Source organism: Gemmiger sp. (assembly GCF_036306485.1).
Lineage (GTDB): Bacteria > Bacillota > Clostridia > Oscillospirales > Ruminococcaceae > Gemmiger.
Genome location: NZ_JAXJZK010000034.1, coordinates 17743 through 39585, shown reverse-complemented (window position 1 = coordinate 39585; position 21843 = coordinate 17743). Strand labels below are relative to the sequence as shown.

Here is a 21843-nt window from a genome sequence, read left to right as displayed (position 1 = left end):
GTGGGAGAATTCATGGAAGAAGATAAGGTCAAAGACGCCGCAGCTTCCGAGCGGCCGGGGGAGAACGGACCGGAAAAGCCCGAAACCCCCGAAACGACGGCACAAACCGAAACCACAGAGTCCGGCGACACGGAACAGCCGGATACGCCGGCACCGTCTGAACAGCCCGAACCGGCTGAGCAGGCGGAACCGGCCGAACCGGCCGAGACTGCCGAGCCCCCGGCGGATGACGCGGAGGAACCGGCACCGCTGACCCCCGAGGAGGAAGCCGCCGAGGCGGAGCGCCGTGCCGAGATCACCCGCACCGTGCAGGTCTCCATCGAGCAGATCATGGAGGCCTCGGACGGCCAGAATCCGGCGGACGGCGCCGATGCCTCCGACGCAGAGGAGAGCGAACCCGAGGAGTCCGTGCTGCAGGTGGTGGCGCATCATCTGCTGCGCTGGCTTGCGCTGGTGGCTGTTCTCGTGCTGGTCATCGCGGTGGGCGGTGTGGTCTGGCTGTACCGCAAGGCCACGCCGGACATGATCCCCACCGTCACCGTCACGCTGGACGGCCAGACGCTCGAGGCCACCTCCTACCGGTGGAAGGTGCCGGTCATCGGCAACTTCTTCAAGCGCACCTATGCCGAGACCCTCTCCGCCAAGCCGCGCGAACTGACCGAGGAGATCGAGGACCGGAGCCCGGATCTCTCCATCAGCTCCACGGACTTCGCCTCCGAGATCACCGTGGTGGACGCCGACGGGGAGGAAGTCTTCTCCGGCACGGCGCTGGACTTCAACGTTTTCCGCTTTGCCGAGAGCGGTTCCTACTCGGCCAAACTGGTGCTCTCCACCTCGGGCGGATACCGGGGTGAACCTTCCGTGACGGGACATCAGACCTACGAATTCAATTTTACCGTCAACATTCTGCCCGTCGTGCGGCTCAACACCAACTCGGTGTCGCAGGGCGGTGTGGCAGCCATCCGGGTTTCCGGCCTGGCCGAGGACGAAAAGCCCCGCCTGGTCAGCAAACTGTCCTGCACCGGCTTCTATGAGAGCGAGGACGGCTGGGTTGCGTATCTGCCGGTGGGCCTCGATACCGCCGCTGGGGACTACGATCTCACGGTGGAGACCGGCACCACCTCCCAGACGGTCACCCTGACCGTGCGGGATCGCACGCCCTCCTACCGCGACTATACCTCCCGCAGCAGCCTGGTCACCCCCTATGTGGGTGCCGAGGATACCCCCCAGCAGGTTCTCGACCTGCTGGAGACCGCCGAACCCACGATCTACTGGGCCGCAAGCGGGTTCACGTCGCCCTTCTCCAAGAGTGTGAACATCACGCTGGCCTACGGCACTACCGAGTATGTCAACCGGACCCGGCAGGAACGCCTCAACGGCACCGGCACCGGCCGCACCAGCTGCAATGCCGTGCTGACCGGGCGCTGTGACCTCGTGGCCCCCGCCGACGGCAAGGTGCTGCTGGCACAGCAGCTCAAGGGGGTCGGCAACACGCTGGTCATCGAACACGGCGCGGGCGTCAAGACCATCTTCTACGGCCTCAAGAGCCTCTCTGTCAAGGAGGGCACCAAGGTCACCCAGGGACAGGTCATCGCCGCGACGGCCAACGCCACCGTGGTGGAAGTGCGGATCGGCAAGACGGCGGTGGAACCGCTGGCCATCCTGCGCGGCCAGTGCGATGCGCTGAAAAATTACTGAGCTGCAGGAAAAACAGAATCCTACCGACCTTTCAGGCGCTGCCGCGTTTTGCGGCAGCGCTTTTTTGTCACTCCGGTTCCGGCGCAAGCATAGCATGGAACGAAAGACGGGGTGAAGCCAATGAACTGCATTTTTTGTGTGGCGGGGCAGGATGCCCGCCAACAGGCGGCCGCAAAGGCCCTGCGCCGTGCGGGGTACGAGGTCGTCGGCGGCAAGGAGGCCGCCCGCGCGGACTGCATCCTGCTGCCCGTTCCGGCCGATGACGCGGACCCTGCGCTGGCCGCGCTGATCCGGAGCGCCCGGCCCGGCACAACGCTGATGGCCGGCCAGATCGGTCCGGCGCTGCGCCGGGCGGCCGGGGAGGCCGGGCTGGTGACGGTGAACTGCTACCAGAGTCCCGAGCTGGCCTGCCTCAACGCCGTGCCCACCGCCGAAGGCTGCCTGGAACTGCTCCTGCGGCTGCGGACCCGGACCATCTGGGAGAGCCGCTTTCTTGTCCTCGGATACGGCCGGATCGGCCGGGCGGTGGCCCGGCGTCTGCGTCTGCTGGGCGGCCGTGTGACGGTGGCGGCCCGGGCGGCGGACCAGCGTGCGAGCGCCCGCAGTGCGGATTGCCGCGCCGTGCCGCTCACGGCACTGGAACGGGTGCTGCCTTCCTTTGATGCCGTCATCAACACCATTCCGGCACCGGTGCTGGGCCGCCGGGAGCTTCTCTGCCTGCCCAAGGGGGCACTGATCCTCGACCTCGCCAGCCGCCCCGGAGGCACGGACTTTGAGGCGGCCCGGGAACTCGGCCTGCATGCCGAGCTGGCGCTGGGCCTGCCCGCACGCTGCGCGCCCGAGACCGCCGGTGAACTGACGGCCCACGCGGTGCTGGAACTTCTGCGCGAAAGGGAAGGGAGGAAGACGCCATGAAAGGGGAACCCGTATGGAAAAGGACGGTGGTCTTTGCCGTCTGCGGCAGTTTCTGTACCTTTGAGACGGTGCTGCCCCAGGTGGCCCGGCTCCGGTGCGAAGGATGGGAGGTGCTGCCGCTGCTCAGCGCCTCGGCGGCCGCGCTGGATACCCGGTTCGGCAAGGCCGAGGACTGGAAGGCGCGCCTGACTGAGATCACCGGCCATCCGCCAATGACCGATCTGCGGCAGGCCGAACCGCTCGGCCCCAGACAGATGGCCGCGGCGCTGGTCATTGCGCCCTGTACCGGCACCACGCTGTCGCTGCTGGCGGCGGGAATCAGTTCCACGCCGGTCACGCTGGCGGCCAAAAGCCTGCTGCGCAGCGGCCGGCCCGTCGTGGTGGGCATCTCCACCAACGACGGCCTGTCGGGCAGTGCTCCGGCACTCGCGGCGCTGCTGCAGCGCAAGCAGTATTATTTCATTCCCTTCGGCCAGGATGACAGCGTCGGCAAGCCCAACAGCCTCAAGGCGGACTTCCGCCTGCTGTCCGAAACGCTCACCGAAGCCCTGGCCGGCCGGCAGCTCCAGCCGCTGCTCTGCCGCAACTGAGGGAAAACGGTCAGATCCCGGCGGATGGACAAAAAACACAGCGGTTGAATCTCTTTTCCGACGGGAAAGCATATACTGGTATCGTGTGAAGAGGGGGAGGGCGATGCGGCAATGGAATATATCCGGGTGACCGGCGGACGCACACTTTGCGGAACGGTGCGGCCCGCGGCAGCCAAAAACAGTGTACTGCCCCTGCTGGCGGCGACGCTGCTCTGCGGGGAACCCTGTACACTGCGGGATGTGCCCCGGCTGAAGGATGTGGAAACCAGTCTGGCGCTGCTGGCGGCCGTGGGGGCCGACGCCGTGCGCGGCGGTCCCGGCGGCCGCCATATTGTGACCCGCCCGGGCCGCGCCCTGTGCGGCACCGTGCCGGCGGAACTGGCGGGCGCCATGCGGGGATCGGTGTTTTACCTGGCGCCGCTGCTCATCCGCACCGGCTGCGCCGTGCTGCCGCTGCCCGGCGGATGCCGCCTCGGCCCGCGCCCCATCGACATCCATCTGGCCGGGCTGGCCGCCATGGGAGCCCGGATTGAAATGTCGGGCAGCGCGGTCACGCTGCGCCGGCGCGGCAGCCTGCAGGGCACGGAGTTCACCCTCCGCCTGCCCAGTGTGGGGGCCACGCTGACCCTCATGATGGCGGCCTGCTGCGCGGCGGGCACAACCACGCTGCACGGTGCCGCCCGGGAACCCGAGATCGTGGATACCGCGGCGTTCCTGAATGCGGCCGGGGCCGAGATTTCCGGCGCAGGTACGGCCTGCATCCGCATCCGCGGCACCGGCGGCGCACTGCTCGGCGGCTGCGAGCACAGCGTCCTGCCCGACCGTATTGCGGCCGCCACCTATGCCGCAGCCGCTGCGGTGGCGGGGGGCAGCGTCACGGTGGAGGGCTGCCCGCCGGACTATCTTGCCGCCTTCCTGGACTTCCTGGACCAGACCGGATGCACGGTGCTGCGCGGAAAAAACGGATTCTCGGTTACGCGCTGCCCGTCCCGGCCGCTGCGGGGCGGCTGTGATCTCGTCGCGGCAGCCTATCCGGGTCTTGCCACCGACGCCGCCCCGCTGGCCGCCGCGGTGCTGCTCGGGGCGGAAGGGCCTTCCCGCATCTATGACGGATTGTTCCAGAACCGCTTTGCCTGCGCCGAAGGGTTTGCCGCGCTGGGAGCGGATGTCTGTACGGAGGGCCGGACCCTCGCCATTGCGGGGCGGGAGGCGGAAAACACGCCGCTCCACGGCGGGACGGTCCGCGCGCCGGACCTGCGGGGCGGAGCGGCGCTGGTGCTGGCGGCGCTGGGAGCCCGCGGCACCGTCCTTGTGGCCGATGCCGGGCATATCCGCCGCGGATACGCCGATCTTCCCGGCGATCTGGCAAGCATTGGCGCGGACTGCCGCACCCTTTGCCCCGGGGAAAATCCCGGCTGCTGACACGACCCCGGACCCCCTTGAAGGGGCGGTCCGGGGCCTTGCTTTTGAAAACTGAAAATGATGCACAATATTGCCGAAAAACCGCGTGCCGTGCAAAAGAGTTTTGGCGCAAACGCAGGTCATACCATCAAATTTTTGGCTTTTTGGCGCACGGGTATTGAAATTGTCTTGGGAATTTGGTATTCTTATAAGCAGTTATATGCGATAATTTTAGGGCCAGTGTGTCCATTGGTGGAAAACGGTCCGTCGGAATTTGCAATTGACAATTTTGTTTCTAGGGGGATACACTTATGGCGTTCGTTCTCGATGAAGAGATGCAGAATGTTACAAACATCAAGGTTATCGGTGTCGGCGGCGGCGGCGGAAACGCTGTCAACCGCATGGTCGAAGCCGGCCTCAACGGCGTCGAGTTTGTGGCAATGAATACCGACCAGCAGGCGCTGGTCAACTCCAAGGCTACCCAGAAGGTCCAGCTCGGCGCCAAGCTGACCAAGGGCCGCGGCGCAGGCGCCGACCCCGAAGTGGGCCAGCGTGCCGCTGAGGAGAGCAAGGATGAGATCGCCAATGCCCTCAAGGGCGCCCAGATGGTCTTTATCACCGCCGGCATGGGCGGCGGCACCGGCACCGGTGCGGCTCCCGTTGTGGCCGAGACGGCGCATGACCTCGGCATTCTGACCGTCGGCATCGTGACCAAGCCCTTTGCCTTTGAAGGCAAGCGCAAGATGAGCATTGCCGAGCAGGGCATCGGCAATCTGATGATGCATGTCGACAGCCTGATCGTGATCCCGAACGAGCGCCTCAAGCTCATCAGCCAGGAAAAGATCACCCTGATGAACGCCTTTGAAGCGGCCGACAACGTGCTGCGCCAGGGCGTCGAGAGCATCTCCAGCCTGATCAACGTCCCGGCCTTCATCAACCTGGACTTCGCGGATGTCCGTTCCATCATGAAGGATGCGGGCTTCGCTCACATGGGCGTCGGCGTCGCCAAGGGCGCCGGCAAGGCCGAGAACGCCGCCAAGGCTGCCATCTCCAGCCCGCTGCTGGAAACCAGCATTGCGGGTGCCCGCGGCGTCATCATCAACATCACCTCCAGCCCCGACATCGGTCTGGACGATGTGGAGACCGCCGCTTCGATGATCACCCAGAGCGCGCATCCCGATGCGAACATCATCTGGGGTACCGCGTTCGACGAGCGTCTGCAGGACGAGATGAGCATCACCGTCGTGGCCACCGGCTTCGAGAGCACGCCCGATGTGGACGAGCCCATCCAGGCCCATATCAATGCCCAGAAGGCAGCCGCCTCTGCTTCCACTTCCACGGCTGCCGCCCCGGCTCCGGCCCCGGCCGAGCAGCCCAAAGCCGCCGCTGCGGACCCTGTGATCCCCAGCCCGGTGTTCAGCAATGTCTTTAACCCCAATGTCGATACTCCGGTCTCCAGCACGCCGGTACAGCAGTCCGAGCCTGCCGAGGAGGACGACGGAGATTACTTCAACGATCTGCTCAGCATCCTGAACAAGCGTTCCTGATGCGGGCAGCCTGAATTGCGGAATTTTGCAGGCAGGGTGCGGCCCTGCCTCCAGGCGCCACCCGGCGTCTGACAGTTGAGGAGGAGCGCCATGCCCAGCCAGGAATCGGTCGTGTCAAACCAGCAGGAGAAGGGATTTCGTACAAGCCTTTGGGGGTTTGATAAAAACGATGTGCTGGCCTATATGAACGCTCTTGCCAACGAGACCCAGCAGCGGGAAAGTGAGTACGAGGAGCAGATCTCCCAGCTCAAGGCGCAGATCGACAAGATGCGCTCCGAGCAGAGTGCCGCCCGTGCCTGCGTGAACAAGCTGCAATCCGACTATGACGGTGCGTCCCAACGGGCCGAAACGGCCGAGAAGAACGCCGCCGATGCCAAAGCCCGGGCCGATGCCGCCGAGGAGCGCGCCAACAGTCTGCAGTCCCGTTTCAAGGAGACCCAGCAGGCCGCCCTGGAATGGCAGTTCCGCTGCCGTGATCTGCAGAAGCAGATTGACGAGATGGAGGCCATGATCCCCAAAGGCGGGATGCCGGCCCCCGCGCCGAAACCCGAACCCGCACCTGCCCCGGCTCCTGCCGCACAGCCCAAACCGGCCCCCGCTCCCAAACCGACGCCCGCGCCCGCATCCAAGACCCCTGCCCCCGAGGTGACCGAGGAAGCGCGCATCGAGGCCCGCCGGATTCTGATGGAAGCCCGCCTCAAGGCGGAAGCGGCCGAACAGCGGCTCAAACAGCAGGCCGAAGAGCAGAAAGCCCGGATGACCGACCATGCCCGGGACCTGGCCGCCGGCATTGCCGTGCTGCGTGACCGGGTCAGCCAGGTGGATGAACGCCTCAGCGCCGCCTCGGTGGATCTTGAGGATGCCACCGCCGCGCTGTATCAGGCACTGGACGCCACCGGTACGGATTTTGAAGCCTTCGGTGCGGAACTGCGCCGCTTCGGGGAACCGCGCCCCGCCGCACAGCCTGCGGCAGCCGCAGCCCCCGCTGCGCCGGCCCCCAAACCGACCGCCAAGGCACCGGCCAAGCCGGTCCGCTACAAGGCATCGGCACAGCCCGTCGCCAGACGCTCCCGTCCCGCCCATGCACAGCCCGCTCCCACCCCCGCGCACCGTCTGCGCCGCGCCCCGGATAACCGCCGCAGCGTCTCGCAGAGTCTCGGCGAGGATCTGAAGCGGCTGGGCGAAGAATAAACTACTTAGTTTCCCGGTCTGCGGCGCCCCGCGGACCGGGATTTTCTTTTCCGATCCGGATGATTCCGGCCCGGTTATCCATTCTGTACAATTCGAGGGAGGCCCACCATGCCGAAACTCCGCATCCCGAACCTCGCCGCTCTGCCCGCCGGCCCGCGCTGGCTGCTGCGCGGCGTGCTGCTGCTCTGCATCATCCTGGCCGGCGGCGCCGTCACCGCCTATGGCGGTATGGCCCTTGTGGTGCTGCTCTGGGCGATCTGTATGGGCGGGCTCTGCCTGCTGCTGCAGTTCACCTGGCAGACCGCCTTTCCGGGCACCCGGCTGCGGGACGACAAACCATTCCTGTACAGCTGGCTCATCGGGTCCGCCGTGGGGATTGCAGTCATGGCGGCGCTGATCCTCTACCGCCGCACCGTCTACAACGATGATGCCATCAACTACTTCGCCAAACAGACGCTGCTGTTCGGCAGCTTTTCCCAGAGCGGGTTCTACGGCGTCCATGTCCTGGCCGAAAGCCTTCTCACGGCCGATTACAAGATGTTCATGAACCTCTTCATCAGCGTGCCGTATCTCTTCACCGGCCGCACCATCCAGGCGTTCATGATCTGTTATGCGCTGACCTGCTTTGTCCCGATGTGGTTCGCGCTGCTCATGCTCGCCCGCCGGCTGGGCCAGGCGGTGCCGGGCAGCCGGCCGGCCTGGTATCTGCCCCTCGCCATGGCGTTCCTGGTGCTCTGGCCGATGTTCCTCTGGCCGGCCACCCACGGAATGCCCGACGCCTTCGGGCTGACCTTTGCCGCCGTCATTCTGCTGCTCTGCGCGGATCTTCGGTTCGACACACTGCCCCCGCTCCGCCTGGCGGCGCTCTTCGCCGCGACCTTTGCCCTGATCCTGACCCGCCGCTGGTATATGTTCTGGATTGTGGCATTCTATCTGTTCTATGCCGCCGCCGTCCTGATCGGCGCGGCCCGCCGCCGCTGCCTGGGCCGGACCTTTGCCAATCTGCTGCGGTTTGGCATCCCGAGCGTTCTCTGCATTGTGCTGCCGCTCGCACTGACCTTCCGCACCATCCTGACCACCGACTACGCGGACATCTACGGCGCCTACTACGGCGGCGGATTCCTCACCAACTGTGCGGCCCAGCTCTGCACCCAGGGCGTCATCTGGCTTGCCCTGTGTGCGGCGGGCCTGCTGATCGCCCTGCTTCGCCCCGCGCTGCGCGTTCCGGCGCTCGTCACGGCGGGGTCCGGTGTGCTGGCCATGGTGCTCTTCACCAACACCCAGTCGCTGGGGGACCATCAGAGCCTGATTCTGGCGCCGCTCTACCTCTTCGGCCTCTTTGTGCTGGGCGCGGAACTCTCCGCCCTGCGGCGCCCCGCGGCGGCCGGCTGTACCGCTGCGGCCATCGCCTTTGCGGTGCTTAACTTCGGCAATGCGCTGCGGCTGCCCGGCCTGAACTGCAGCACCCTGCTGCTCAGCTCGGAAAGCCTCGACCTGACCCGCCGCACCGACCTGGACCAGATGAAGGCGGTGACGGATTTTGTGCTGGAAAACTGCCCCGAGGACGGCACGGTCTACATCAATGTGGACTCCGACGGGTACAGCGGCACGACCTTTGCCTACAGCGACCCGGCTCATCCCGAATTGCAGAGCCGGATTCTCTGGGAGAGCAGTGTGCCCTCCACCCACGGGTTCCCGACCGGCATCTGGTCCTCCGCCTATGTGATGGTGACTGACCGGACCGATGAGGGCGGCATCGTGGGCCCGATCAATGCGGCGCTGCGCACCGATACGCCCGCCGCGGCCCATTACACCTATGTGACGGAATTCCCGCTCAACGGTCTGACGCTGTACTGCTATCAGCGCACCTCGCCGCCCGATCAGGCCGAGGCAGACTATTTCAAGCAGGTCTTTGCCGAGTATGACGCGCGCTGGCCCGAGATTTTCTCCCAGCGGATGGACGCCTACCTGAGCGGTTCCGAATAAAATACAAGCCCCCGCCTTCCGAAGAAGGCGGGGGCTTGTGCGGTTCAGTTGTGTTTGGGATGCCCGTTTTCCACGCTGCTCGTGCCCTGTTCCATCAGGTAGGTGGCGGTCAGGTCGGCAATGTGCAGCTTGACGGCCAGCGGATACCGGTTGTAGGCGTCGCTGATCGCAAAACTGCCGCCGCGCACCGCATCGTCAAATCCGCCCATGTGCCAGCGGATGGCGATGGCTTCGTCGGTTTTCAGCCGCATGAAGTGCTCGATCAGATACACGCTCTTCTCACCGTGGCCGTAGGGCAGCTGGTCCGCCACCTGATAGTAGGGGACCTTCTCCCACTGGCCGGTGGCCTCGTTTTTCACGTTGCGGGAACTGACCCGGTAGAAGTTCGCCTTGCAGACATCGTGCAGCAGCGCACAGACTGCAAAGGTCTCGGGGTTGTCACCCTCGGTGAAGAAGTGCTGCATCATCGCACGGTAGACATTGACGCTGTGCATGACCAGGCCGCCCTCGCAGGCGCCGTGAAATTTGGTGGAGGCGGGCGCCACAAAGAAGTCCGTGCCTTCCAGCCATTTCAGCAGCCGGTCGGCTCCGGGGCGGGTGATGTTCTGGTGATAGATCTCCAGAAATTCTTCGCGGTAATCGTCCATTACAGTTCCATCTCGTTCAGGATGTCCTTGAGGGCCAGAAGCTCCTCCCGGGTCATGCTGATGCCCTTGCTCATCTTGCTGCCGTCGGGGGACCAGTCACGGATGTCGTATTTGGGTTCGTGATCGTTCCAGCTGATCATGTTCAGCTGACGTTCCCAGCCGCTCGAGTTGGTGGAAAGAACGGCGATGCGTTCGGTAATTTCATACTTGAATGCCATGGATTTCAGGCTCCTTTTTTCAGTATCGTGTGTTTCATCATACCGGATTTGTCGCCAAATTGCAAGGGGTTATTGCAAAACCAGACGCAGCGTTTCGCCCTCCCCGGTCACCGCGTAGACGGCGGGCTCGCTGCCCCGGGCCGCGGCCAGCCCGTCATCGGCCAGGGCGGCATAATTGTCGGCAAACCGGTCATCCAGACCGAACAGCACAAGATACCGGATCTGATGTTCGCTGACGTTATAAAACAGATCCGCCTCGGCCTGGACCGCGGGGGTTTCCACCGCCACCAACGCCGGATAGAGCTCGTACTGGTAATACCACCGGTTCTGGACGGCAATCTCCTGGTCCGCCGTCAGCAGCCACAGGGGACCGTCGCCGGTCTTTTCGAGAATGGATTGGGCCGTGGTCCGCTGGGCGGCACGCCAGGAGGCGGCGGGCAGCGTCAGCGCATCGACCGGGCCGCCGCGCAGCGAAACCAGCCCGGCAACGGCCAGCAGACAGGCGGGCAGCCAGGAAATCCGGCGCAGTGCAAAGCCGGTGTCGGCCAGCAGTCCGGCGGCCAGCAGCAGTTCCCCGGCCAGCGCCGCAAACCATCCGATGAAAAAGCAGCAGAAATACCGGTCCCAGCTGGCCATCCGGCTGGCTTCCTCGGCGCTCATGCCGCAGATATACACATAGAACAGCACCGCATGGTAGAGCGGCCAGTAGACCGCCATGCACAGTGCCGGCAGGGCGGCCGTCAGCCCGCGGCGGCGCCCGGCCAGACGCATCAAAGCCAGGGCCAGCAGAACGGCTGCGGCGATGCACAGGCAGCCGATCTTGAAGGTGCTGCATCCGAACAGCAGGGGATAGCTGCGGATGCGGGCATAGTAGCGGCCCCAGATGTCCAGGAAATAGCTGCGGTTGTCCCGCATACAGCGCAAGAAGTACCCCGGGCCCATCGAGGTAAACTGGTCAACGCCGCGGTCCTGGGTGAAGAGCAGAATCTTCCAGGCCACCGGAACCGCTGCGGCGGGCAGCAGCGCCGCGCTCAGCGGAACAAGCTGCCGGCGCAGACCGTCTGCCGACGGCACGGCATCAGCCAGACACTGCAGGAACCAGATCCCCAGCAGACAGAGCGCAAACACCGTACCGATCTCCTTGACGGTAGTCACCGCGGCGCAGAACAGCCCCACGGCCAGCCCGCGCCGGATGCGGCTGCCGGCATCGCAGGGCAGCAGGCAGAGCAGCAGCCCGGCCGCCAGCATGGCCCCCACCGGGGCATCCATGTAGGCAGTGGTGTAGGAGGTATCCGGTGCAAAGACCCGGAACAGCGCCGGGGCGGCCAGACATCCGCAGATAGTGTGCAGCAGACGGGCCCGGCGGCCGCGCGGCACAAAGAGCTCAAACAGCGCGCCGACCGCAGCCGCCAGCGGCAGTGCCGTCACAAACAGCACGTCGGGTTCACGGTACTCCGTGACCAGCTGGGCAAACAGGGCGTAGAGGGCCGGAACGCCCTGCGGGTAGGACTGGTGTGCCAGACTGCGGGCGGTGTCCCACAGCGCAAACCGGTGTTCATAGAAAACGCTTTTGAAATAGATGCCCCAGTGACTGAATTCATCCCAGGTCTGGAATTCCGGGGTGCGCAGGGCAAAGGCGATCTGCAGCACGGCCATGCCCGCCGCAAAGGCCAGCACGCCGGGCCGCAGCAGATCGCGGACCAGACGCCGCCGGCGATGGACCATCAGCAGCACGGCACCTGCGAGCAGCAGCCGTGCCCCGAGCCACAGCAAATCCAGACTGCCCAGCAGCTGGAGCGCCGTCATTCCGAAAGCCAGCCCGGCCGCCGGTGCAAACCCGGCGGGAAGCCGCAGTTTGCCGCACAGCCAGAATCCCCACAGCACCAGACAGGCCATTCCCGTCCACTGTGCCAGTATCACCATACCATCACGCTCCGTCAGATTTCACCGCGAACACGGCCAGACGCTTGTTGGTCGTCGAGTTGGCCTCGCCGCAGGTCGAGAGGGTCAGCAGCTGGTCGCCGTACTCCGGCACCACGCCGGTGTCGTACAGCGCCAGGTCCATGATCGCATCCACCCGCTGCTGCCAGTCCTCGCGGCCGTCGGCATCAAAAAAGGTGTAATAGGGCAGTTCGTCGGCGCCCAGTTCGGTCCGGATGACCGCCGCCACCTTCCAGGTGCCCGGCTCGGTCAGGGTGTCAAAGGTAAAGGTCGGATGCTCCTGGAAAAACGCCTCATCGGTGTAGCGGCTCAGCTCGCCGAACATTGCCCCGCTCAGCATATTATGCCCGTAGATCAGGGCGTTGGCCGTGCCGCCCTCCTCCATCGGACCCAGCGTGCACCGTCCGTCCAGGAACAGCGTGCCGGTCGCCGAATACAGCCGGTCAAAGCCGCGGCGCAGATAGTAGGAGTTGTCGCCGGGAATCTGGACCACCGGATAGTCGATCTTGGTGCCGTCCACCCGCAGCCAGCCCACCATGTCGGGGTTCTGCTCATACAGTTCCCGGTAGGCGGGCAGAATCTCCTGCGAGCGGTCCGGCCGGGCCGTGGCCTGCGGGGCAGGGGAGGCGTGTGCGGCGGCGTCGGCCTCCTCGGTTCCGGCCAGCGCATCGGCGGTGGCGGCGCGGGGGTTGACGGGCACCGGCGTTGCGTCGGGCGCGGCCGATGCGGCAGCAACCCGGTCAGGGGCCGGGGGCTGCCCGCCGCGGAACAGGTTTTCCCGCAGCAGCAGGACGGCTGCCAGAACCAGCGCCGCCCCGCCCAGCACCCGCAGCACCCGCGCACGGCGCCGCTGCCGTCTGCGCAGCACCGTGCGGGCGGCAAAGGGAAAAAGCCGGCTGTCGCCGCGCAGGTGGAAAAAGCGTTTTGCCATTAGGAATCCTCCGGACAAAATAAAAAACGGGGAAGCCGCCGGGGCTCCCCCATCAAAGTTCCGATCAAAGACGTTTGAGCATCACAAGCCCTGCGGAGCAGATCAGAATCAGTCCCAGCACGGCGGCGATGTAGGCAACCGGAATGTCCCCCGTCGAGGGGGTATCCACTTCCGCCTGCCCTGCGTCGGAAGTCTGCGGCGTCTGGGTCCCGCTCACATGATCGGCATCTGCTACCGTCTCGCTCACAGCGACGGACTCGCTGCGGACATTGCGGGAAGACGAAGCAGTGGGTGCGGCGGTGGCCACACTCTGGGTGGATGCCTCCACAACGCGATTCCCGCAGGAAACACAGAACAGCAGCAGCGCGGCAACGGCCAGCGCACACAAAAAGCGTTTCAAGGGTTGGAACGCCTCCCTTTCTTGCAGAATCAACATCCCGTTTTCATGCAAAAACGGCAGACAACCTAACGATCTGCCGACAGGATTTTTATTATCATACCACGGAACGCCGTTTGCGTCAAGTAAAGAACGCACATTCTGACCAGTTGGGAACAATTTCCGCTGCGGGCCGCGAGACCCCCGCCAAAACCAAAAAATGTCTTGACAATGTCATAAAAAATCGCTACAATATTGGAGTTAGTGCGGCTCCCCATAGGGCCGCACCACTTTTTAATAGTAAGGAGATCACGACAATGGCCAAAGAAGTTGTTGTTACCCGTGAGGGCTATAAAAAGCTCGAGGACGAGCTGAACAATCTGCGCACCGTCAAGCGTAAGGAAGTCGCCGACAAGATCAAGGTGGCGCGCGGTTACGGCGACCTTTCGGAAAACGCCGAGTATGATGCCGCCAAGGAAGAGCAGGCCGTCGTCGAGGCCCGCATCGCCGACCTGGAAGCCACCCTCAAGGTGGCCCGCATCATGGAGGACAGCGATCTGAGCCTGGATACCGTCTCCATCGGTATGCACGTCCGCATCCTGGCCGAGGGCGACGACGAGGAGGATGCCGAGGAATACGACATCACCAGCTCCACCGAAGCGGACATCGACCATGGCTGCATCAGCGACGAGAGCCCGGTCGGCGCCGCGCTGGTCGGTCACAAGGCCGGCGAGACCGTGGACGTCACCCTGCCCAACGGCAACATTATGGAATACAAGATCCTGGCGGTGAGCCGTAGCTCCAAGTAAGCTCCCCCCAATTAGGATCTCGGGAAAGGAATCTGCGCAAAATGGAACAGAAAAATCAAGCCAACTCCCAGAACGCCGCGTCCGAAGCTGCGGTCCGGCGTCAGAAACTGGCTGACCTGCGGGCAGCCGGACATGACCCCTTCACCATCACCAAGTGCAAGCAGGACGCCTTCTCTGCGGATCTGCAGGCCGAATACAAAGATCTGCCCGCCGAGTCCGACACCGGCCGCATGGTCAGCCTGGCCGGCCGCATGATGTCCAAGCGGGTCATGGGCAAGGCGAGCTTTGCCCATCTGCGTGACGCCAAGGGTGACATCCAGATCTTCGTCAAGCGCGATCTGCTGGGCGATGAGGCCTATGCGGCCTTCAAAAAGATGGATGTGGGCGACCTGATTGCCTGCACCGGCGAAGTGTTCCGGACCAAGATGGGCGAACTGTCCGTCCGCGTCCATGAGCTGACGCTGCTCTCCAAGAGTCTGCTTCCGCTGCCCGAGAAATTCCATGGCCTGACCGATCGCGAAGCCCGCTATCGTCAGCGCTATGTGGACCTCATCGTCAACCCCGATGTCAAGCAGACCTTTGTCAAGCGCAGCCGCATTCTGCAGGAGCTGCGCGCCTTCCTGGACGGCAAGGGATTCCTCGAGGTGGATACCCCCATCCTGACCCCCTTCGAGATCGGTGCGTCGGCGCGTCCCTTCATCACCCATCACAATACGCTGAACATGGACATGGTCCTGCGCATCGAGACCGAGCTCTACCTCAAGCGTCTTGTCGTGGGCGGTATGGACCGCGTCTATGAGGTGGGCCGTATCTTCCGCAACGAGGGCATGGACCCCAAGCACAACCCCGAGTTCACCACGATCGAGCTCTACCAGGCCTACACCGACTACCACGGCATGATGGATCTGGTCGAAGAGATGATGAAGACGGTCGCCATGAAGGTCTGCGGCAGCCTGACCATCCCGTACCAGGGCCAGCAGATTGATCTGTCCCACTGGGAGCGGCTGACCATGGTCGAGGCCGTCAAGAAATACTCCGGCGTGGACTTCGATCAGGTGCAGTCCGACGAGGAAGCCGTCGCGCTCGCCAAGGAGCATCATGTGGAACTGCCCGAAATCCCCAGCAAGGGTGCGATCCTGGCCGAGTTCTTTGATGCCTTCGTCGAGAAGAATCTGATCCAGCCCACCTTCATCTACGACTATCCGGTCGAGAACAGCCCGCTGGCCAAGCGCAAGGCCAGCAACCCGGCCATCACCGAGCGGTTCGAGTACTTCATCAACGGCACCGAGTTCGGCAACGCCTTCAGCGAGCTCAACGATCCCATCGATCAGAAGGAGCGCTTTGAGCGCCAGGTCGCCGAGCGCAAGCAGATCGAGCCGGACAGCCGTGCCCAGGTGGACTATGACTACATTACGGCGCTTGAATACGGCCTGCCCCCGACGGGAGGCCTGGGCTTCGGTGTGGATCGCCTTGTCATGTTCCTCACCGACTCCGCCTCCATCCGCGATGTGCTGCTCTTCCCCACAATGAAGCCGCTTGACAAGGATAAGACCGAAAAGGCCGAGACCAAGGAGGAAGAAAAGCCTGTTGAAGCGGCTCCGGTCGTGGAGGAAAAAATCGATTTTTCCAATGTTCAGATCGAGCCGCTGTTTGAGGATCAGGTGGATTTTGACACCTTCTCCAAGAGCGATTTCCGTGCCGTGAAGGTCAAGGAATGCGAAGCCGTGAAGAAGTCCAAAAAGCTCTTAAAGTTCGTTTTGGATGACGGAACCGGCACAGATCGGGTCATTTTGAGTGGTATTCACGAGTATTATGAGCCGGAAGAGCTGGTTGGAAAGACCTGCATCGCCATTACGAACCTCCCGCCCCGCCCCATGATGGGTATCGACTCCTGCGGCATGCTCATCTCCGCCGTGCATCACGAAAACGGCGAGGAAAAGCTCCATTTGCTGATGGTGGATTCCCACATTCCGGCAGGCGCAAAGCTCTATTGATTGCCCCCTGATCGGGCTAAAAAAGCCTCTCGTACACCAATCCGTACACCAATTTACACCAAGGGTGCACCACGGATGCCGAGAAAAATGTGCGATTGAATTTCAGCCTCGCAGAAGCGATTCTGCGGGGCTGTTTTTTTGAAAACTATATATTCAGATATGAGACTCGGTGAGAAATCACCGGGTCTTATTTTTTGCGCTCACTACGCCTACTAAACAGGTGTAGTGGGCGCTTTTTCGTTTTCTGGAATCGGCACAAAAAATTTTTTTGAAAAAGTGTGGGAATCTCGCAAAAAAATTCGGCAAAGAGAAAGTGAGAAGGCGAAAAGCCTTCCGGGAACCTTGAAAATTTCATATACATTCATCAGATACATTCCTTGAGCCAACAGCCAAATGAAGGTACGCCAAGACCCACCTGCCGCTAACGGTATCAGCGGGACACAAGGTGGAGAGCGACCCCGAAACCATTCTGAAATATCTGGCAGCTACGGATACGGCCACGACAGGCTTAGGGTATAATGATACTTTTCTACGGAACCGGCGGAGTACCCGGCGGGGGTGAGATTCCCATGGACCCGATTCGCTATCGGGCATCTGATGACTTCCTTTTCTGCATTTAGGGTTCGAGGAAAAATGAAATGCAGCGACGAAAGCCCCAAAGGATGCTTTGAGGCTTTCGTGGATCAGCAATGATTCAATACTTTGAAAGGAGGATAACCCCATGGAAAAATGTAAGGTGATCGCCATCACAAATCAGAAGGGCGGAGTCGGTAAGACAACAACCACAGTCAACCTCGGCGTGGGTCTTGCAGCTGCCGGTAAAAAGGTTTTGCTGGTCGATGCTGACCCACAAGGTAGCTTGACGGTGAGCCTCGGAGTGAAAAATCCGGACGCTCTTGATGTGTCGCTTTCGTCCCTTATGCAGTCGCTCATGGAAGATGAACGGCTTTCGGGCAATGCGATTATCAAGCACAAAGAGGGTGTGGATTTACTCCCCTCAAACATTGAACTTTCCGGCATAGAAACAGGACTGTTCAATGTAATGAGCCGTGAGTATGTTCTGAAAAACGCCATCGAAGGTATGAAACAGAATTACGACTACATCCTCATTGACTGTATGCCATCTCTGGGAATGATGACGATCAATGCGCTCGTTGCCGCAGACAGTGTGATTATCCCATCTCAGCCGAACTTCCTGTCAACCAAAGGACTTAACTTGCTTCTGCGTTCGATATCGAAGATCAAACGGCAGATCAATCCCAGACTAAGGATTGACGGTATTTTGCTGACGATGGTAGATAATCGCACCAACAATGCAAAAACGATCATTTCATCGCTCCGTTCCACAGTCGGAGAAAACATCCGGGTGTTCCATTCCGAGATTCCGTTTTCGGTAAGAGCGGCGGAGTGCAGTCTGTATGGTGAAAGTATATTCTCTCATGACAGAAGCGGCAGGGTTGCAGCGGCGTATGCGGCGTTGACGAAGGAGGTGACTTTGATTGAAGAACGTGCCAAAAATCGATCTGGGTCTGACCGGGTACGATGAGTTATTCATGAATGACACGGAGCGAATGGAAACCAAGCTCCCCCATATTTATGATATTCCTCTTGAGCTGATTGACGATTTTCCCGACCATCCTTTTAAGGTTAGAGATGACGAGGATATGATGCAGCTTGTGGAGAGTGTCAAAGGGCGTGGAATCATTACTCCTGTCACCCTTCGACCCAAAGAAGATGGACGATACGAAATCGTATCGGGTCATCGCCGCAAAAAGGCTTGCGAACTTGCCGGGTTTGAAACCGTAAAAGCAGAGGTGCGGGAAATGACCCGTGATGAGGCCATCATCCTGATGGTCGAAAGCAATTTCCAACGGTCGCAGATACTGCCCAGCGAAAAAGCCTTTGCTTATAAGATGAGGCTGGAAGCGATGAAACGACAAGGACAGCGTACAGATTTAACTTCTGTGCCAGTGGCACAGAAGTCGAAAACAGCTCGTGAGGAACTCGGTGAGCAAGTTGGTGAAAGCCAAGACCAAGTTCGCCGGTATATCCGCCTGACAAACCTTGTGCCGGAGCTTCTTGACCTTGTGGACGAGGGCAAAATCAAAATGCGTCCTGCGGTGGAGCTTTCCTATTTGGACGAGGACAGCCAACGGGCGGTGGTTGATGAAATCGACCTGAACCAAGCCACACCTTCCCACGCACAGACCATTCGGATGCGCCAGTTCTTCACGGACGGCAAGCTCACGCCGGAGGTGGTGTCCGCCATTATGAGCGAGGAAAAACCAAATCAGCGGGAGAAGATCGTCCTGCGTGGGGACAAGGTGCGAAGTCTGATTCCGAAGAATATCCCCGTAAGCCAAACGGAGGATTATGTGGTCAAAGCACTGGAGCATTACAGCCGCTTTCTTCGTCAGCGGGCAGAGCGTGACAGCCGATAGACACACGGAGTATGTTTCCTGCCGTCCCCTTCCTCACACTCCAACCCCTGAGAACTACCAGACTATCCGAAATAAACTATCTCCTGATTTATCTCTATCTCTCTAAGCTAAATCTATCTAAGAGCAAACGGAGTTCGCACAATTCGGAAAACTGCGTTTTGGCGGTATGATGAAAAGTTGCGCTTCAAAACGCACCTTTGTCGGAGCAGTTCTCATCGGGTAGAATGTGGTCGAAGGGAGTGAAGCGTATGAAATCCAAAATCGCAGTTCTTTTTCTCATTGTCCTTTTGTGTCTGACTACGGGATGCAACAACGCCTCGCATATTGCAGAACAGCCCGCCCCGGTTTCTTCTTCGGGAAGTAACGAAGCCCCTGACCAAGCGGAAACGGCGCAGGCAACAGAGAAAACGGAGGTTGAACAGCCCCGAAGTTCAGAGCCGAAAGACGATAGCCATTCATCAGAAGCAACGGTAAGCGTATCGGAAAGTGGTATTCAAACAAAACCGGCATCCGAACAGCCTAACAGCGGCGCAACGCCACCACAGGTAAGCGAACCGTCCAAGACACCTGACGAGTCCGTGCGCCAGCCGGAAGCCTCTGCACCGTCCGAAAAGGAACAGCCCACACCTCCGGCAACGGAAGAACCAAAGCCGGCAGATCAACCACAACCCACAGAGCCACCCAAGCAGGAATCCACAGAGCCGGCATTTGACATCAGCTACTGGATCAGTTTTGCCAAGAGCTATGCCGAGAGTGTCGGTCTTACGCTGAACAGCGAAGCTGTGTACTGCTGGGACAACCCCATTGATGCGGATGCAGGATGTATCTATCTGGAACGGGACATACAATCTCGACTCAATCGCTATGCGGCAGATGCGGAAATCACCGATGTGTGGGTCTGGTATGAGCCCGTCTCCGCTGGCAGCTATCTGATCTACATCGGATACGCATAAAACAAAACACTTTGAAATCAGCATCGCAGCAATGCGGTGCTTTTTTCGTATCTACAAGGAGGTACGCAAATGAAAAAACTCTATCGCAGAAGCATTTCAGGGCTTATGGCGCTGATGATCTGCTTCACAACCATTCTCGGCGGGGGTATCACCGCCTTTGCCGCTTCTTCTTCCGGCGAAGTGGCAAAATCCTATTCCATTGGCTTCCCCCGCAGTGGGGATGCTAATCTTGATTACAGCGGCACCTGGGGTCATGATGAGCTGCATTATATGAACGGCTGGACCTCCGGTGAGGCAACATGGATGACCACACTGCACACCATCGGTTCCTTCGATGGCCCTGCCTGCTACTGCATCGAGCCGGGTGTTCCCCGTCTGCTGGAGAAAACCTATACAAGATACGGCGAGGATTATTGGAAGAACTATCCATCTGATTACAACAGCACGATTGATGCCGATACCATCAAGACACTGCTGGGTAGAATCATGCAGTATGGCTATCAGGGCGATCTATCCCTCGATTGGCGCTCGCAGAATGAATCCGATGCCGACAAAATGGCGCACATGATGGCTACGCAGGTGCTGGTATGGGAAACGGTCGTCGGAGAGCGGGACGCAAACTTCAACCATGTTGACCCCGGCAGTGCTGATGCTGTGAAATCCGTGTACCGCACTTCTCACCCGCTGTATAGTCGTTTCTCTGCTTACTATGACAGCATCGAAGCCAGCGTACAGAGCCACACGGTCATTCCCAGCTTCATGAGCAAGACTCCCAACAAGGCGCAGACGGTCGAGCTGAAATGGGACGGTAGTCAGTACACAGCTGCCTTGACCGACAGCAATCATGTGGTATCGGACTATACCTTCAGCAGCAACCTGTCCGATATTGTCTTTACGACCAATGGTGACACGCTGACCATTACCGCAAAGACTGCTCCTGCGGAACCTGTGGCCATCTCCGCCAGCAAGAACAATATTCGCAAGGGCGTTGTCGTATGGAGCGATGGTCACTACGGGCCTGACGGAACCATGCAGGATGCGGTCACTTACGCAGCCACGGTTATGGACCCTGTGCAGGCGTTCCTCAATCTGAAGGTGTCCTACGGCTCTGCCAAGATCGTCAAGACCTCGGAGGACGGCAAGGTGGATAACCTCAACTTTACCGTCACCGGCAACGGCATCAATCAGACCGTCAAGACCAACTCCAAGGGCGAAATTCAGATCGACAACCTGATGCCCGGCGTTTACACCGTGACCGAGATGGATTACGACAAGTATGAGCCGCAGGAGTCCCGCCGTGTGACAGTGGTTTCCGGTCAGGTTTCTACCGTAAACTTCAACAACAAGCTCAAGCGTGGAGATTTGCAGGTCATCAAGTCCTCAGAGGACAATCTCAATGAGGGCGTGACCTTCCATCTGTACGGTACTTCTCTTTCCGGCGTTGCCGTGGATGAATATGCCGTCACGGACGCAAACGGCGTGGCGACCTTTGAAGATGTCCTTATCTCCGGTTCCACACCTTATATCGTGGAGGAAGTGGACACTGCTGTTCGCTATGTTGTTCCCGAAGCGCAGTCTGCGCCTATCAACTGGAACGAGGTCACGAACCGTAGCTTCCTCAATATTTTGAAGAAGTTTTCCGTGACCGTTACCAAGAGCGACGCTGAAACCGGCACGGCGCAGGGTGATGCTTCTCTTGCCGGTGCTGTTTACGGCATCTATAAGGGCGAAACCCTTGTGGATACCTACACCACCGACAAAAACGGGCAGTTCGTTACCAAGGAATATATCTGCGATAACGACTGGACGGTGAGAGAAATAACTCCCTCTGAGGGCTATCTGCTTGACACCACCGTTCATAAGGTCGGTGCAGAGCCGCAGCTTTATACCGTGGAGCATAATCAGACGGCAAATGATGTGACCGAGCAGGTTGCAAAGGGCAATATCGCCATCATCAAGCACACCGATAACGTGCGTCCGTAAGGGCGTATTGATAATGCCTAAAGAGGTACTGGATTGGAGAGAAATCCAGTTGGTTAGCCGCCTAACCCGGAATCGAAAGATAAAGGGGACAAGAGCATGGCGGAAAAGCATATACGTTTGAAATCAGTGTATAAGCGGGATATGCGAGACCAAAGGCGTGGCATGGTTAAGGCTAAACTGCTTTAAATCCAGTTTCTTTGCTCTAAGTGTGGAGATGTGCGA

At 60.6% G+C, this 21843-nt stretch carries 17 protein-coding genes and 1 pseudogene; 13 read left to right on the top strand and 5 right to left on the bottom strand.

The window, feature by feature from the left end; translation table 11 throughout:
• Positions 1 to 12: 12 nt before the first annotated feature.
• The 7 genes from U0L91_RS07065 (at position 13) to U0L91_RS07035 (ending at position 9328) form a co-directional block, all read left to right on the top strand.
• Positions 13 to 1698 carry a peptidoglycan DD-metalloendopeptidase family protein gene (locus U0L91_RS07065; RefSeq protein ID WP_330045574.1) on the top strand — a complete coding sequence of 562 codons (1686 nt, stop codon included), beginning with the start codon at positions 13 to 15 and terminating at the stop codon, positions 1696 to 1698.
• Between the two features lie 120 nt (positions 1699 to 1818).
• Positions 1819 to 2613, top strand: a complete 795-nt coding sequence (locus tag U0L91_RS07060; RefSeq protein WP_330045572.1) for an NAD(P)-dependent oxidoreductase — start codon at positions 1819 to 1821, stop codon at positions 2611 to 2613.
• The gene (locus U0L91_RS07055; protein WP_330045570.1) at positions 2610 to 3203 is read left to right on the top strand and encodes a dipicolinate synthase subunit B; all 594 of its coding nucleotides are present in this window, start codon (positions 2610 to 2612) and stop codon (positions 3201 to 3203) included. The genes U0L91_RS07060 and U0L91_RS07055 overlap by 4 nt, the downstream gene beginning before the upstream one ends.
• A 111-nt stretch (positions 3204 to 3314) precedes the next feature.
• Positions 3315 to 4625 carry a UDP-N-acetylglucosamine 1-carboxyvinyltransferase gene (locus U0L91_RS07050; protein ID WP_330045568.1) on the top strand — a complete coding sequence of 437 codons (1311 nt, stop codon included), beginning with the start codon at positions 3315 to 3317 and terminating at the stop codon, positions 4623 to 4625.
• Positions 4626 to 4915: 290 nt separating this feature from the next.
• Positions 4916 to 6151, top strand: coding sequence for a cell division protein FtsZ (gene ftsZ, locus U0L91_RS07045; protein ID WP_330045566.1), 1236 nt, complete (start codon positions 4916 to 4918; stop codon positions 6149 to 6151).
• 90 nt (positions 6152 to 6241) lie between these two features.
• A complete protein-coding gene (locus tag U0L91_RS07040; RefSeq protein ID WP_330045564.1) occupies positions 6242 to 7342 on the top strand; it encodes a hypothetical protein in 1101 nt (366 codons plus the stop codon).
• Positions 7343 to 7450: 108 nt separating this feature from the next.
• The gene (locus U0L91_RS07035) at positions 7451 to 9328 is read left to right on the top strand and encodes a hypothetical protein (protein ID WP_330045562.1); all 1878 of its coding nucleotides are present in this window, start codon (positions 7451 to 7453) and stop codon (positions 9326 to 9328) included.
• A 44-nt stretch (positions 9329 to 9372) separates the two neighbouring features.
• Here U0L91_RS07035 and U0L91_RS07030 read toward each other — a convergent pair whose 3' ends face one another.
• From U0L91_RS07030 to U0L91_RS07010, 5 genes are all read right to left on the bottom strand, one after another.
• Positions 9373 to 9975: an HD domain-containing protein gene (locus tag U0L91_RS07030; RefSeq protein ID WP_330045560.1), complete on the bottom strand. Its 603-nt coding sequence runs from the start codon at positions 9973 to 9975 to the stop codon at positions 9373 to 9375.
• Entirely contained in the window at positions 9975 to 10193 is a 219-nt protein-coding gene (locus tag U0L91_RS07025; RefSeq protein ID WP_330045558.1) for a YdbC family protein, read from the bottom strand. The genes U0L91_RS07030 and U0L91_RS07025 overlap by 1 nt, the downstream gene beginning before the upstream one ends.
• A gap of 69 nt (positions 10194 to 10262) precedes the next feature.
• Complete coding sequence (locus U0L91_RS07020) at positions 10263 to 12116, bottom strand: hypothetical protein (RefSeq protein ID WP_330045556.1); 1854 nt, start codon at positions 12114 to 12116, stop codon at positions 10263 to 10265.
• Positions 12117 to 12120: 4 nt separating this feature from the next.
• Positions 12121 to 13065, bottom strand: coding sequence for a class B sortase (locus U0L91_RS07015; protein WP_330045554.1), 945 nt, complete (start codon positions 13063 to 13065; stop codon positions 12121 to 12123).
• A 64-nt stretch (positions 13066 to 13129) separates the two neighbouring features.
• A complete protein-coding gene (locus U0L91_RS07010; protein ID WP_330045552.1) occupies positions 13130 to 13465 on the bottom strand; it encodes a hypothetical protein in 336 nt (111 codons plus the stop codon).
• Positions 13466 to 13758: 293 nt separating this feature from the next.
• Here U0L91_RS07010 and greA point away from each other — a divergent pair, with 293 nt between their 5' ends.
• From greA to U0L91_RS06980, 6 genes and pseudogenes are all read left to right on the top strand, one after another.
• Positions 13759 to 14250: a transcription elongation factor GreA gene (greA, locus tag U0L91_RS07005; RefSeq protein ID WP_330045550.1), complete on the top strand. Its 492-nt coding sequence runs from the start codon at positions 13759 to 13761 to the stop codon at positions 14248 to 14250.
• A 41-nt stretch (positions 14251 to 14291) separates the two neighbouring features.
• Complete coding sequence (lysS, locus tag U0L91_RS07000; RefSeq protein WP_330045548.1) at positions 14292 to 16244, top strand: lysine--tRNA ligase; 1953 nt, start codon at positions 14292 to 14294, stop codon at positions 16242 to 16244.
• A gap of 721 nt (positions 16245 to 16965) precedes the next feature.
• Positions 16966 to 17790 (top strand): ParA family protein, encoded by an 825-nt coding sequence (locus U0L91_RS06995; RefSeq protein WP_330045546.1) that lies wholly within the window; start codon positions 16966 to 16968, stop codon positions 17788 to 17790.
• 7 nt (positions 17791 to 17797) lie between these two features.
• Positions 17798 to 18685, top strand: a complete 888-nt coding sequence (locus U0L91_RS06990) for a ParB/RepB/Spo0J family partition protein (protein WP_330045625.1) — start codon at positions 17798 to 17800, stop codon at positions 18683 to 18685.
• A gap of 248 nt (positions 18686 to 18933) precedes the next feature.
• Positions 18934 to 19638 carry a hypothetical protein gene (locus tag U0L91_RS06985; protein ID WP_330045544.1) on the top strand — a complete coding sequence of 235 codons (705 nt, stop codon included), beginning with the start codon at positions 18934 to 18936 and terminating at the stop codon, positions 19636 to 19638.
• Positions 19639 to 19707: 69 nt separating this feature from the next.
• Positions 19708 to 21609, top strand: a pseudogene (locus U0L91_RS06980) (SpaA isopeptide-forming pilin-related protein); the annotation flags it as partial.
• Positions 21610 to 21843 lie beyond the last annotated feature (234 nt).

What these genes read in the sequence shown, in the direction of transcription:
- U0L91_RS07065 (WP_330045574.1), top strand. Translation starts at nt 13, where the DNA reads ATGGAAGAAGATAAGGTCAAAGACGCCGCAGCTTCCGAGCGGCCGGGG.
- U0L91_RS07060 (WP_330045572.1), top strand. Translation starts at nt 1,819, where the DNA reads ATGAACTGCATTTTTTGTGTGGCGGGGCAGGATGCCCGCCAACAGGCG.
- U0L91_RS07055 (WP_330045570.1), top strand. Translation starts at nt 2,610, where the DNA reads ATGAAAGGGGAACCCGTATGGAAAAGGACGGTGGTCTTTGCCGTCTGC.
- U0L91_RS07050 (WP_330045568.1), top strand. Translation starts at nt 3,315, where the DNA reads ATGGAATATATCCGGGTGACCGGCGGACGCACACTTTGCGGAACGGTG.
- ftsZ (WP_330045566.1), top strand. Translation starts at nt 4,916, where the DNA reads ATGGCGTTCGTTCTCGATGAAGAGATGCAGAATGTTACAAACATCAAG.
- U0L91_RS07040 (WP_330045564.1), top strand. Translation starts at nt 6,242, where the DNA reads ATGCCCAGCCAGGAATCGGTCGTGTCAAACCAGCAGGAGAAGGGATTT.
- U0L91_RS07035 (WP_330045562.1), top strand. Translation starts at nt 7,451, where the DNA reads ATGCCGAAACTCCGCATCCCGAACCTCGCCGCTCTGCCCGCCGGCCCG.
- U0L91_RS07030 (WP_330045560.1), bottom strand. Translation starts at nt 9,975, where the DNA reads ATGGACGATTACCGCGAAGAATTTCTGGAGATCTATCACCAGAACATC.
- U0L91_RS07025 (WP_330045558.1), bottom strand. Translation starts at nt 10,193, where the DNA reads ATGGCATTCAAGTATGAAATTACCGAACGCATCGCCGTTCTTTCCACC.
- U0L91_RS07020 (WP_330045556.1), bottom strand. Translation starts at nt 12,116, where the DNA reads ATGGTGATACTGGCACAGTGGACGGGAATGGCCTGTCTGGTGCTGTGG.
- U0L91_RS07015 (WP_330045554.1), bottom strand. Translation starts at nt 13,065, where the DNA reads ATGGCAAAACGCTTTTTCCACCTGCGCGGCGACAGCCGGCTTTTTCCC.
- greA (WP_330045550.1), top strand. Translation starts at nt 13,759, where the DNA reads ATGGCCAAAGAAGTTGTTGTTACCCGTGAGGGCTATAAAAAGCTCGAG.
- lysS (WP_330045548.1), top strand. Translation starts at nt 14,292, where the DNA reads ATGGAACAGAAAAATCAAGCCAACTCCCAGAACGCCGCGTCCGAAGCT.
- U0L91_RS06995 (WP_330045546.1), top strand. Translation starts at nt 16,966, where the DNA reads ATGGAAAAATGTAAGGTGATCGCCATCACAAATCAGAAGGGCGGAGTC.
- U0L91_RS06990 (WP_330045625.1), top strand. Translation starts at nt 17,798, where the DNA reads ATGAATGACACGGAGCGAATGGAAACCAAGCTCCCCCATATTTATGAT.
- U0L91_RS06985 (WP_330045544.1), top strand. Translation starts at nt 18,934, where the DNA reads ATGAAATCCAAAATCGCAGTTCTTTTTCTCATTGTCCTTTTGTGTCTG.